Genomic DNA, 12,519 nt, shown 5'->3' with positions numbered 1-12,519 from the left:
GCTTCGGCACAGGCCAGCGGCCTGCCGGACTTCCGCCCGGCAGGTTCCGTCGTTCGCCTCAAGCGCCGCTCACGGAGCGCGCATCCTCGGCGGCCTTCGCCGCGCTCAGGACGTGGTCGAAGCACAGCTGGCGGGTGGTCTCGGCATCCCGCTTCTCGATCGCCGACACGACCGCGTCGAGCTCCTTGATGGATTCGGCGAGCCGTCCGGTGCGCCCGAGAGACAGGCGGCGCAGAAGGGTGATGCGGTTGTTGAGCTGGGTGAGCATTTGCCCGGCAATCTCATTGCCGCAGCCTTCCATCAGGATGGCGTAGAAGGTGTTCTTGCCCAGCAGCAGGGCATCGGTGTCGGCGGATGCCTGCGGCGTGGCCAGGTATTGCAGCGCGGCTCTCAGCCGCGAAATCTGCGGGTCCGTCGCGTTGCGCGCGAAGCCTTCCCCGATGCACGCTTCCAGGTAGGCGCGCACGGCGTAGATCTGGCGCGCTTCCTCCGCGGAAATGGTTGCCACCACCGGGCCCTTGTGGGGAATGAGGTGAATCAATCCCTCCGCCTGGAGCTGCTGCAGCGCCTCGCGCAGGAGCGGCCGGCTCACGCCCAGGTTCTCGCATAGTTCCCGTTCCACGAGTCGCGCGCCCGGCAGGAAGCGGCCGGAAAGGATAGCCTGACGCAACCTGTCCGTCACTTGCTGACGCAGGGTGGTCATGTCGCGCTTGATGTACAGGTCTGTTTCCATAGATTGCCATGCTGGTTGCGGGAAATTATCCCAGATTTCTCGCCAAACAGATTGTCAGACAATCTTATTGACTTATGAAAAGCTGCGCTCTACGATGGGAGCCGTTAACCAAAGGAGACACGCATGAACCAAGACCTGTTCGAGAAAGGCCTCAAGACCCGTCGTGAAGTGCTGGGCAGCGAGTACGTGGACGCTTCGCTGAAGAACGCCGACGATTTCAATCGCGACATGCAGGAGCTGGTCACGCAGTACTGCTGGGGCGACGTGTGGAACCGCCCCGGCCTCGAGCGCCGCACCCGCAGCTTCCTGAACCTCGCGATGATTGCCGCGCTCAACCGGCCGCACGAACTGAAGCTGCACGTGCGCGGCGCCATCAACAACGGGCTGACCAAGGACGAAATCAAGGAGGTCTTCCTGCAGGTGGCGATCTACTGCGGCGTGCCGGCGGCGATCGACTCGTTCCGGATTGCCCGCGAAGTGTTCAAGGAAATGGGCATCTAAGGAGCCGGCCATGAAGCAAATCGGATTCGTCGGCCTGGGGATGATGGGTTTCCCCATGGCCGGCCGGCTGGCGGCCGCGGGCGTGAACGTCCTGGCGTATGACGTGGTGGCCGAGACGCGGCAGCGTTTCGCCGCCGAGAACAAGGCGGCGCGCGTCGCCGCGGACCTGCAGGCGTTCGGCGACTGCGATGTCGTGGTGACGATGCTGCCGAACTCCGACATCGTCGACGAGGCGGTCCTCGCGCTGACGAAGGTGCTCGGGCAAGGCGCGCTCGTCATCGACATGAGCTCCGCGGACCCGGTGCGCACGCGGGCGTTGTCGGCAGCGGTCAAGGCCGCGGGCCTGGCCATGATCGACGCCCCGGTTTCCGGCGGGGTAAGCCGCGCAAGGTCGGGCACCCTGGCGATCATGGCCGGAGGCGATGCCGCCGACGTCGACCGCGCGCGGCCGTTGCTCGGCCACCTGGGTTCCACGCTCACCCGTGTCGGCGACATCGGCGCGGGCCATGCGATGAAGGCGCTGAACAACTATGTGTCGGCCGCCGGCCTGATTGCGACCGCGGAAGCCCTGATTGCCGGACAGCGTTTTGGCATCGACCCCAACATCATGGTCGACGTTCTGAACAGCTCCACCGGAAAGAACAACACGACGGAAAACAAGGCAAAGCAGTTCATGCTTTCCGGCGCGTTCAACTCCGGGTTCTCGCTGGCACTGATGGCCAAGGACGTTGCCATCGCGGCCGTGCTGGCCGAGGCCGTGCAGGCCGACATGCGGCTGGGCGCGCATGTCAACGCGCTGTGCACGCAAGCTTCCAATGCGCTTGGGAAAGCCGCGGACCACACGGAGATGTATCGCTTCGTCGAGCACCCGTAGCCTGCGGACCAGCCGCCAGGGCTTCCGACGGACAGCGCAAAGCCCGGGCGTTTCCCGAATTCCTCGATGTACGGATTTGCCGCGCCGCAAGGCGCGGTGGGCCGCGCTCGTCCCCGTGACGGCCGCGGGCCCGAAAAAACAAGGCGAATCGACAGAAGTCGCCGTTCAGACTGGAGACATCATGAAACGCATCCTTGCAGCAGCCACGGGTATTGTCATGGCGCTGACGTCAGCCATCGCGGCTGCTCAGTCGTATCCCAACAAACCGGTTCAGGTCATCATTCCGTATGCGCCCGGCGGGTCCACCGACGTGATCGGGCGGGCCTTGGGCGAAGCGATGTCCCGCAACCTCAAGCAGCCGGTGGTCATCGAGAACTCGGGCGGCGCCGGCGGGACCATCGGAACCGGGCGCGTCGTCAACGCGCAGGCGAACGGCTACACGCTTCTGTTCCACAACATGGGCATCGCCACCGCGCCGGCGCTGTACAAGAAACTGAACTTCGACTCGACCAAGGACCTGGATCCGGTCGGCCAGGCGGCCGACGTGCCGATGATCCTCGTGGGCGCGAAGGGGTTCGCGCCGTCGAACCTGAAGGAAGTCATTGCCACCATCAAGCAACGGCAGGGAGAAGTGCGCTTCGGCCATGCCGGCATCGGCTCGACCTCGCATCTTTGCGCGATGCTGCTGGCCAAGACGATCGGCACCGAAGTCACGATGGTGCCGTACCGCGGCACCGGCCCGGCGCTGCAGGACCTGCTCGCGGGGCAAGTCGACCTGTTGTGCGACCAGCCGGTGGCGACGGGGCCGTACATCAAGAGCGGTTTGCTGAAACCCTACGCGCTGGCCGCCGGTTCGCGCCTTTCGAGCCTGCCGGATGTGCCCACGTTCGCCGAAGCGGGCCTGGCGAATTTCGAGCTCGAGGTCTGGCATGGCCTCTACGCGCCGAAGGGCACGCCGCCGGCCGTCATCGAGCGCCTGAACCAATCGTTGCGCTTCGCGCTTGCCGACCCGTCCGTATTGCAGAGATTTGCCCAGATGGGCGTTGCGGTGCCGACGGCCGCGCGGCTGGACGCGCCGACGCTGGGGAAACGCACGAAGGCGGAAGTCGCGCGCTGGACGCCGATCATCAAGGCCGCGGGCATCTACGCGGAATAGCGATCGGGCTGGTCTGTCCGCAGGCAGGCGGCGAGCCTGCCTTGTCGGCAACGCCGCCTCAGTCCGCTTCCGAAGCCACCTTCAGCGAACCGATCTTCAGCGAGCCGTCCTCGCGTGGCGCCGCGGACGGCAGGCTGGCCCCGGCGGCACCGGCTTGGCGCTCGGCGAGGGCTTCCAGCAGCGTGGCCGACGGCGTGAAGAACAGCCCGCCGGTGACGGCCTTGCTGAAGTCGAGCAGCCGGTCGTAGTTGCCGGGCGGCCGCCCCACGAACATGTTCTCGAGCATCTGCTCGATCGGCCGGGGCGAGCGCGCATAGCCGATGAAGTAGGTGCCGAACTCGCCTTTGCCGGGCTGGCCGAACGGCATGTTGTCGCGCAGGATCTTCACCTCTTCGCCGTTTTCCTCGAGCGTGGTGAGCGAGCTGTGCGACGACGACGGCTTGACCGCGTCGTCGAGCTCGATGTCCGAGAGTTTCGTGCGGCCGATGATCCGTTCCTGCGTCTCGACGGGCAGCTTGTTCCAGCCGGCCATGTCGTGCAGGTACTTCTGCACCAGCACGTAGCTGCCGCCGGCGAACGCGGCGTCCTCGCCGCCGATGATGGTGAAGTCGACGGCTTCGGCGCCGGTCGGGTTCTCGGTGCCGTCGACGAAGCCCACCATGCTGCGCATGTCGAAGTAGCGAAAGCCGTGCACTTCGTCCACCACCGAGACGGCCTCGCCGAGCCGGCCCATCAACTGGGTCGCGAGCTCGAAGCACAGGTCCATCTGCTCGGCGCGGATGTGCAGGAGCAGGTCGCCCGGCGTCGCCACCGCGCGCCGGTCGCCGGCGCCGAATTCGCGAAAGGCGTGCAGGCCCGCGGGACGCGGGTCGCCGAACAGCCGGTCCCAGGCATCGGAGCCGAATCCGCACACGCACGAGAGGTTGCCGGCGGGCACGCGCTTGCCCACGGAGCGCACCAGCGCGGCGATGTCGGCGCACAGCGCGCGCACCGTTTCGGCGTGTTCGTCGCCGGGGGAAATGACGGCGACGATGAAGATCGCGCTGCGCGTGATCGGACTGCAGACGGCTTGCTGCTCGGGGATGTGGTTGGGCATGTCGGGGAGTGTTTTTTGCATCGGGTTCCAACAATAGCGGAACGATGCGCGCGGATCAATTTTGCGATGGCGCCGGCGCGGCCCGGGGCCGCCGACCGTGGCCGGTGGTCCCGCGTGCCGCGCGCAGGCCGCTGCCGGTGACTGCCGACTATCCGGCGTGCCCCAGCACCACGGCCGCCTCGGCCGTCAGCATGAGAAAGGTGAGGGTTTCCTGGAAGTACAGGCGCACGGTGGTGTCGGTATGGCCAAGGTAGCCGATCGAGACGTCCTGGCCGACGTGCAGCTCGAAATCGCCGCCCCGCTCGGTGAGCACCACGCCGCCTTGCATCGCCGGCGCCCAGATGATGTCGCCGTCCACGAGCTCGCGGATGTCGCGCAGCACGGGATAACCGCTGTCGGTGGCGCCGCTCAGGGCCGTGAACGGCTGGTCGCCGAGCAGCAGCCGGTAGGGGCCGTCGACGCCGGCGCGGCGCAGCTGGTCCACCGCCTGCGCCACCACGGCCGGATAGCCGCTGATGTCGGCCGGCAGGGCCAGCGCGACATTGCTGGCGCCCTGGGCGATGCCCTGGATGCCGGCCGCCGCGTAGCCGTCGAAGACGATGCGGTCCTCGGCGTCGGCGAGCTTGCGCGCCGCGTCCTTGAGCGGCTGCAGGTCGGGATTGTTCGAGCCGCGCTCGACGCTGTCCATCTCCGCGCGCGACAGCTCGAACGGCACGCGCAGCTCCACCAGCGCCCGCACGTCGCGCTGGGTGGCTTCGACGCCGTCGCCCGGCGCGGCGATCTGCCGCAGGTGGCCGGTGCCGACCGCGGCGAGCTCGGGTCCCTTCGGCCCGATCAGGTCCACCACGCGCCGCGCCGCGAAGTAGCGCTTGAGGGTGCGGGATGCTTCCTGCTCGATCTGTCCCCACGCACCTTCGGACAGCGGTGCGAGTTCCCGATGAAGATTGTTCATTTGAAGGCTTTCCTTTGACTGGCCGCCACGAGGCGCATCGTCATGCCGTCGTCGCGTGTTTCGTATTCCCTTCCTCCGGCCACGGCCGCCGGCGTGCCGGCCGGGCGTGGCTGCCCGGTCATTCTCGATGAACGTCCCGGGCGGGGCAAGTGCGCGGCAAGGCTTCTTCCGCATCGTCTTGCTTCCGGCCGATTCCGCTGTGCCTCAAGGGACACTATCGGGGCGCCATCTGCGCCATCTGCGCCATGCGCGCCTGCCGCGAGTGCCGCCCGGGCCACCGTGCCGACTTCGTGCTGTCACCGTGCGCCGGCACAATCCGCAACGGATCGGGCCGGCGCGGACAAGCAGTGAACACGCCGTGGCCGTGCCCGGTGCCGCCTTGCCGATCATGCTGGACGTGCGTCCCCAGAGACGCCGCGAGCCGGCCGGGCGGTCATTGATCGCGGGGAACCACTGGAGCCGTCTGCTGGACGGCTCTTTTTGTTGCGGCGCGCCCGCCTGTTACGGTTCGGTGCTCTTGAGATGGGTCCAGCGGTCCGGCCCGTCCTCGGTGGTGGCGGACAGCAGGATGGTCTGCCCGCAGACCTGGCAGCGATAGACGAACGCGTTGCCGCCCGCGCCGGCGTGGAACGTACTGGCCTTGACGAGCCGCGGATGTGGCGGGAAATGGCCGGGGCGGTCGACTTGCGCCATGCACAGCTCGCAGAGTGACATGCCTGCCTCCTGGGAATGCGCTGCGCGAACCACGAAATGCTGTGGTGCAGCATGAGTCCAGTATAGAGGTCTTTCGGCGCGGGGGCAGCGTCGCCCGGGCCGCATACACAGTCGTTTGCGTTTTCCGCATGCGGCGTGCCGCGCACGCGCGGGGTGCCTCAGGTCGCCGCGGGTGGCGGCGGCGCCACCGCCAGCAGGTGGCGCACCTGCGGCGCGCCGGGGCCGCTGTGGAAGCGGCTGACGTCGCGCTGGAGGTCGGCGTCGGCGTTCGGCACGCGCTCGTGCTGGCGCAGGTGCTCGGCCCACGACTCCACCAGGAACCACTCGGTGAACGCGCCGGGATCGGCCGCGTCTTCCATCACGCCCCAGTTGAACGCGCCGTCGCGCAGCCGTTCCTCGGACAGCGCATGGACCGCGCGCAGGAAGCCGTCGCGGTTCTCGCTGCTGACGCGGTAGGCGATCTGGACCATCACCGGGCCGCGGTCATGCGCCACGGCTTCGGCCAGCGCCGGCTCGGGCCAGTGGTGCGCCGGCACGAGGTCGTCCTCGCCGCGCGGCAGCTTGACCCGGTGCAGCGCCACGCCGGCCACGGCCAGCCCGGCCGCCGCCGCCATCAGCCCCTGGGCGACGCCCAGCTCCTGCGCGACGAAGCCCCACAGCAGGCTGCCGCCCGCCATCGCGCCGTTGAAGACCATCTGGTACACCGCCAGCGCGCGGCCGCGCACCCAGTTCGGCAGGATCGCCTGCGCGGTGCCGCCGAGCGTGGTCAGCGCCATGATCCACGCCGCGCCCAGCAGGAGCAGCAGCGGCAGCGCCAGCCACACCGGGGGCGCGGCCGACAGCGCCGCCATCACCGCCGCGGTGGCGAGCGCGGACAGCAGCACCAGGCCGTCGGCATCGAGGCGGCGCTGCAGGCCGGGCATGGCCAGCGCGCCGAGGATGGCGCCCGCGCCGACCGCGCCGAGCAGGATGCCGTAGAGGCTCGCGCCGCCGTGCAGCAGCTGCTTGGCCACCAGCGGCAACAGCGCCCACACGCTGCTGCCGAAGGCGAAATGGCAGGCCGAGCGCGCCAGCACCACGTGCAGCCGGCGGTGCGCGCGCGTGAAGCGCAGCCCCGCGCGGAAGGCGCCGAAGAACTGCTCGCGCAGCGGGTCGTCGGCGCGGGCCGGGCGCTTCCACCACAGCAGCGCCGCCACCACGAAGACGTAGCTGGCGAGGTCGAAGCCATAGGTCACGGCCGCGCCGAAGGCCGCCAGCAGCAGCCCGCCCGCGGCCGGGCCGATGGCGCGCGCGATGTTGACGCCCAGCGCGTTGAGCGCCACCGCGTTCTTGAGCTCGCGCTGCGGCACCAGCTCGGGCACGATCGACTGCCAGGTCGGCCCCATCATGGCCGCGCCGATGCCGCCGGCGAAGGCCATCGCCACCAGGATCTCGATGGTCAGCGCGCCGCGCCAGGCCAGCGTCATCAGCGTGCCGCTCACCAGCGCCAGCGCGGCCTGGATCACGATCAGGAAGCGGCGCCGGTCGAGGATGTCGGACAGCACGCCGGCGGGAATCGCCAGCAGGAACACCGGCAGCGTCGCCGCGGCCTGGATCGTGGCCACGGCCGCCGGCGAGCCGGACAGGTCGGTGGCCAGCCAGGCGCTGGCCACGTCGCGCATGAAGCTGCCCACGTTGCCCAGCACCGTGGCCGCCCACAGCACGGCGAAGGTGGTCTGCGCCAGCGGCGCGAAGCTACCGGCCGGCCTGGCGCCCGCGTCGCCGCCGGCCGCCGTCACGGCGCCGCCCGGTGGCGGGCCGCGCGGGCGCCGGGCCGGCAAGCGGGTACACGTGGGGTCATGTCGCTACCTCCGTCGGCTGGACGCCCGGCGCCTGTCGGCGCCGCGGGGCGTGAGTGCATGGTAGGCAAGGGCGCGAGGAAGCACAACGGGCATGCGCTGGCCACGGCCTGCGGCGCCGGCGGCACGCGCAATGCCGCGGCGTTCCGGCAGCGGGGTTTGCCGTTATATTCGGCGATATACTACGAGCCGGTTGCGCGGCCCGCGCGCGGAACCCAGATGACACGGAGGCAAGACGCCATGCTGACCGAAACCGCGCCGCAGGCGCATCCGCCGCATGCGCAGGACGCGCAGGATATGCAGGACGTCCGGCATTTCTCCGACAGCATCGCCGTGACCGGCGTGCTGCCGGGCAGCCGCAGCTTCGGCCGCGACGAGCTGCTCGCGCTGGCCGACGTGCGCAGCGGCCCGGCCACCATCGCGTGTTATTCGGGGCGGCACGTGCGCGACCTGGGCGGCATGCGCGGCGTGCGGCTGACGGCGCTGCTCGATGCGGCGGGCATGCAGTCGCTGCCGCGCGCGGTGTGCAAGCGGCTGGTCATCGCCGCGCTGGCCGGCGACGGCTACGCCTGCCTGTTCACCTGGCACGAGTTGTACAACACGCCGGTGGGCGAGGGCGCCATCGTGATGGTGGAGCAGGACGGCGTGGCGCTGCCGCCGTCCGCCGGCGGCCTGCAGCTGGTGTCGCTGGGCGACCTGCGCCTCGGCCCCAGGCAGGCCAGCGCCGTGAACCGCATCGAGGTGCGCGGCTGGCAGGCCGCGGGCTAGGCGCTCGGGGCGCCGCCATCGCGGCGGGCGGCGCGGCGGGGTGCCGCGCCGGGTCTTTCCGTCTTACTCCGCGCTGGCGCCGGAGTCCTTCGCCACCTTGGTCCACTTGACCGTCTCGGCGCGGATGAAGCCGGCCAGTTGCGCGGGCGTCATGTCGCCGGCGGTCACGCCCTGTTCCTCGAAGCGCTTCTGCACGTCGGGCTGCTTGAGCAGCTTGGCCAGCTCGGCGGCCACGCGCTGCTCCACCGCCGGCGGCGTGCCGTGCGGCGCCATCACGGCGTACCACGTGGTCACTTCGAAGCCCTTCACGCCGCTCTCGTCCAGCGTGGGCACGCCGGGGTAGGCGCCCGAGCGCTTGGCCGTCGTCACCGCCAGCGCGCGGACCTTGCCGCTGCGCACGTGCGGCGCGGCCGACGGGCTGGTCTCGATGGCCATCTGGATCTGGCCGGCGATCAGGTCGGTCATCATCGGCGCGCCACCCTTGTAGGGCACGTGGGCGATGTCGGTGTGGGTCATCGAGCGGAACAGCTCGCCGGACAGGTGCTCGGTGCTGCCGGTGCCGGCCGAGCCGTAGTTGACCTTGCCCGGATGCGCCTTGATGTAGGCGATCAGCTCCGGCACGTTCTTGGCCGGGATCGACTGGTTGACCAGCAGCACGTTGGGCGTCAGCGCGGCCAGCCCGACGGGGTCGAGGTCCCTGATGAAGTCGTAGGGCAGGCTTTTGTAGATGCCGGGCGCCATCGTGTGCGCCACGGTGGCCAGCAGCAGGGTGTAGCCGTCCGGCTGCGCGCGCGCCACGATGCCGGCGCCGAGCGTGCCGCCCGCGCCGGGGCGGTTGTCCACCACCACCGGCTGGTGCAGCGCCTCGCCGAGCTTCTGGCCGATGGTGCGGCCGATGATGTCGGTGGTGCCGCCCGCGGCGAACGGCACCACCAGCGTGACCGGCTTGGCGGGCCACGGGTCCGCCGCGAACGACGCGGCGCCGGCGGACATGAGGAGGGTGCCGATGATGCCGGCGAGCGCGGCGCGGCGGGCGGTGGACTGCATGATGTCTCCTGGAGGGATGGCTCTTGTCGTGCGTGCGTCATGCGCCGGGCAATGCGAGGGCATGCGCCGGCGGGGCGCGCTGTTGGCGTGACTGTACGCAGCGCCGCCGGGCGGCGCCAGTCACGTTGCGGCAAGGGGTCTTCAGGATTCGTGAAGGGTGGCGCCGGGCCAGCGGCCCTCGGTGACGAGCGCGCGCGTCACGCTGGCCAGCACGGTGCGCGCGGCCAGCCCGGCCGGCGACAGTTCGTCGTCGCTCAGGCTGACCAGCAGGTTGGGCCGGCACACCGTGCCGGAGCCATTACCGCCGTGGGTGCCGTTGCCGCCGTCGGCGATCTCGGTCATGGCGAGCGGCTCGCCGAGCAGCCGCGCCACCGCGGCGCCGGGCTGGATGGTGGCGCCCAGGCCGGCGCGCACCGCGTCCATCAGCATGGCCAGGCCGTCGATCTCGGCCACCACGTTGGGCTGGTGCTGGCCGCGCGCGAACGCCTGGTTGAGCAGCGCGCGCAGGCCGTGCGGGCTGCTCGGCAGGATCAGCGGCAGCGCGCCGAGCTGCTCCAGCTCCAGCGGGCCGCCGGCGGGCACGCCGGGCAGGCCGTCGCGCGCGATCAGGAACAGCCGCTCTTCCAGCAGCGGCGTCACGCTCCAGCGCTGGCCGGCTTCGACCTGGAACAGCACGGCGAGGTCGAGCTGGCGCGCGCCGATCATCGCGGCCAGGTTGCCGGACAGGTTCTCCACCAGATGCAGGCGGATGTCGGGATAGCGCTCGCGCATGGCCAGCATGAACGGCAGGCCGAGCACGGCCACGGTGCTGGGCGCCATGCCCACGCTGACGTGGCCGGACAGGCGCGCGAGCTGGGCCGCGCGCACCGCGTCGTCGGCATGGCGGATGGCGAGCTGCGCCTGGCGCCAGAAGGCCAGGCCGGCGTCGGTGGGCACCGCGCCGCTGGAGGTGCGCTGCAGCAGGCGCGTGGACAGCTCGCTCTCCAGCCGGCTGATCTGCTGGCTCAGCGCGGAAGTGACCACGCCCAGCTTCTGCGCCGCCTGGCCCATGCTGCCCATCTCCACCACCTGGACGAAATAGCGTAGCTGCCGAAGTTCCATGTCTGTGTGTCTCTGATTTTTCTGCTCGGGGGCGGCAGCCCGCATTGTGCACGGTGCCTAGCCGCGCGCCACCAGCGGCGCCGCCACGCCCTCGATCCGCACGTTGACGCAGGCCGGCTTGCCCGAGGCGATGGCGCGCCGCACGGCGGGCAGCAGTTCGTGCGCCTCGCGCACCAGCTCGCCGTGCCCGCCGAAGGCCGCGCACACCTGGTCGTAGCGCGTGGGCAGCAGCTCGCAGCCGACCAGCCGGTCCCGGCCGTAGCTGTTCAGCTGGATCTGGTACTCGGCGTTCCAGCGCGCGTCGTTGCCGACCACGGCGACGAACGGCAGGCCGTAGCGCAGCGCGGTGTCGAACTCGGCGATGTGGAAGCCGGCGCTGCCGTCGCCCATCATGGCAATGACCGGGGCTTCCGGCTGCGCCAGCCGCGCCGCCAGCGCCATCGGCAGGCCCGCGCCGATGGCGCCGGCGGGGCCGTTGACGAGGCGGTGCGGCGCGTGCAGGCAGGCCTGCGCCCACTGCCCGAACTCGCCGCCGTCGGAAACCAGCACCGCGTCGGGGTGGCTGTCCAGGATGGTCTGCAGCGGGCGGCAGGCCTGCACCGGGTGCAGCGCGCCGGCGCCGGCCGCGGTGTCCCACGCCGCTGGCCGGTAGCGGATCGCGGCGTCCACTTCGCCGCGCCACGCGGCGTGCGCCTGGCTGCCGGCCGCGAGTTGCGCGAGCTGCGCGATGGCGCTGCCCACGTCGGCCTGCCGCGCGAAGCGCAGGCGCTCGCCGGCGGCGCGCTGGCTGCGCGCGAGTTCGTCCGCGTCGGCGTCGATCTGCAGGAAGGCGCAGTCCGGCGCGAACGCGGGCGCGGCGCCGAAGCGCAGCGTGAAGTCCAGGCGCTTGCCCAGCAGCAGCACGCAGTCGGCGCGCGCCAGCATCTGCGCGAACGCGCCCAGGCCCGGGTCGGCGATGCCGCGCGGGCTTTCCATGCCGGCCACCGGGATGCCGGTGCCGGCTTCCAGCGCCGCGGTGGCGGCGCGCCCGCGCGCGCTCAGCCACGCCGGCCCGGCCAGGATCAGCGGGCGCCGCGCGCCGGCCAGCAGCGCCAGCACGGCGCGCGCGTCGTCCGCGCCGAACGCGGGCGCGTCGGGTGGCGCGGCGACGGAAGCGGGCGCGCCGGCCGGGCCCACGAGGTCTTCGAGCGCGTCGGTCGGCAGGCTCAGGTGCACCGGGCCGGGCCGGCCGGCGGCGGCGATGCGCATCGCCAGCGCCATGTCGGCGGCGACCGCATCCGCGCCGGCGCAGGTCCACGCGGCCTTGCACACCGGCGCCGCCATCTCGGCCTGGCGCATTTCCTGGAACGCGCCGAAGCCGTGCTGCCGGTTTGGCGCGTGGCCGGACAGCAGCACCACCGCGGACTCCGACATCTGCGCGGTGTAGAGCGCCGACACCGCGTTGGCATGGCCGGGGCCGCCGGTCACCAGCGCCACGCCGACCTCGCCGGTCAGGCGCGCCCAGGCGTCGGCCATGTGCACGGCGGCGGCTTCGTGGCGCACGTGCACCAGCGCGATGCCGGCGCCGAGGCAGGCATCGAAGACCGGCATCACGTGGTTGCCGGACAAGGTGAACAGGCGGCGCACGCCGGCCCGCGCCAGCGTGGCGGCGAGCGCGTCGGCGCCGCGTGGGGACTTCGCCATCGTTTTTTTCCGTTCTCGTGGTTTCGGTGTGGGCCGGGCGCCGCCCGCGGCGCGGC

General features: G+C 71.0%; 12 protein-coding genes. 4 read left to right on the top strand and 8 right to left on the bottom strand.

What is annotated here, in order from left to right; translation table 11 throughout:
* Positions 1–58 precede the first annotated feature (58 nt).
* A complete protein-coding gene (locus AC3WXD_RS21715; protein WP_020204821.1) occupies positions 59–733 on the bottom strand; it encodes a GntR family transcriptional regulator in 675 nt (224 codons plus the stop codon).
* 123 nt (positions 734–856) lie between these two features.
* Here AC3WXD_RS21715 and pcaC point away from each other — a divergent pair, with 123 nt between their 5' ends.
* The 3 genes from pcaC (at position 857) to AC3WXD_RS21700 (ending at position 3,264) form a co-directional block, all read left to right on the top strand.
* On the top strand, positions 857–1,234 hold the full coding sequence (pcaC, locus tag AC3WXD_RS21710; RefSeq protein ID WP_020204820.1) for a 4-carboxymuconolactone decarboxylase: 378 nt from the start codon (positions 857–859) through the stop codon (positions 1,232–1,234).
* Between the two features lie 10 nt (positions 1,235–1,244).
* Complete coding sequence (locus AC3WXD_RS21705) at positions 1,245–2,108, top strand: NAD(P)-dependent oxidoreductase (protein ID WP_020204819.1); 864 nt, start codon at positions 1,245–1,247, stop codon at positions 2,106–2,108.
* Between the two features lie 181 nt (positions 2,109–2,289).
* The gene (locus tag AC3WXD_RS21700) at positions 2,290–3,264 is read left to right on the top strand and encodes a tripartite tricarboxylate transporter substrate-binding protein (RefSeq protein ID WP_029043992.1); all 975 of its coding nucleotides are present in this window, start codon (positions 2,290–2,292) and stop codon (positions 3,262–3,264) included.
* Between the two features lie 58 nt (positions 3,265–3,322).
* Here AC3WXD_RS21700 and AC3WXD_RS21695 read toward each other — a convergent pair whose 3' ends face one another.
* The 4 genes from AC3WXD_RS21695 to AC3WXD_RS21680 form a co-directional block, all read right to left on the bottom strand.
* On the bottom strand, positions 3,323–4,360 hold the full coding sequence (locus tag AC3WXD_RS21695) for a Dyp-type peroxidase (protein ID WP_492324745.1): 1,038 nt from the start codon (positions 4,358–4,360) through the stop codon (positions 3,323–3,325).
* 148 nt (positions 4,361–4,508) lie between these two features.
* Positions 4,509–5,312: a family 1 encapsulin nanocompartment shell protein gene (locus AC3WXD_RS21690; RefSeq protein WP_020204816.1), complete on the bottom strand. Its 804-nt coding sequence runs from the start codon at positions 5,310–5,312 to the stop codon at positions 4,509–4,511.
* A gap of 501 nt (positions 5,313–5,813) precedes the next feature.
* Positions 5,814–6,026 (bottom strand): hypothetical protein, encoded by a 213-nt coding sequence (locus AC3WXD_RS21685; protein WP_020204815.1) that lies wholly within the window; start codon positions 6,024–6,026, stop codon positions 5,814–5,816.
* Between the two features lie 158 nt (positions 6,027–6,184).
* Positions 6,185–7,804, bottom strand: coding sequence for an MFS transporter (locus AC3WXD_RS21680; protein ID WP_029043991.1), 1,620 nt, complete (start codon positions 7,802–7,804; stop codon positions 6,185–6,187).
* A gap of 279 nt (positions 7,805–8,083) precedes the next feature.
* On the opposite strand from AC3WXD_RS21680, the gene AC3WXD_RS21675 reads away from it, so the two are divergent.
* Entirely contained in the window at positions 8,084–8,632 is a 549-nt protein-coding gene (locus tag AC3WXD_RS21675; RefSeq protein ID WP_155888197.1) for a molybdopterin-binding protein, read from the top strand.
* A gap of 63 nt (positions 8,633–8,695) precedes the next feature.
* Here the strand turns inward: AC3WXD_RS21675 and AC3WXD_RS21670 are convergent, their stop codons facing one another.
* From AC3WXD_RS21670 to AC3WXD_RS21660, 3 genes are all read right to left on the bottom strand, one after another.
* A complete protein-coding gene (locus tag AC3WXD_RS21670; RefSeq protein ID WP_059410424.1) occupies positions 8,696–9,679 on the bottom strand; it encodes a Bug family tripartite tricarboxylate transporter substrate binding protein in 984 nt (327 codons plus the stop codon).
* A gap of 141 nt (positions 9,680–9,820) precedes the next feature.
* Complete coding sequence (locus AC3WXD_RS21665) at positions 9,821–10,780, bottom strand: LysR family transcriptional regulator (protein ID WP_020204811.1); 960 nt, start codon at positions 10,778–10,780, stop codon at positions 9,821–9,823.
* A gap of 57 nt (positions 10,781–10,837) precedes the next feature.
* Positions 10,838–12,463 carry a thiamine pyrophosphate-binding protein gene (locus AC3WXD_RS21660; protein WP_492324681.1) on the bottom strand — a complete coding sequence of 542 codons (1,626 nt, stop codon included), beginning with the start codon at positions 12,461–12,463 and terminating at the stop codon, positions 10,838–10,840.
* Positions 12,464–12,519: the final 56 nt, after the last annotated feature.

Source organism: Cupriavidus sp. FW216-B1 (genome assembly GCF_058789195.1).
The sequence above is the reverse complement of the archived record's forward strand: the minus strand, read 5'-3'. Positions and strand labels throughout refer to the sequence as shown.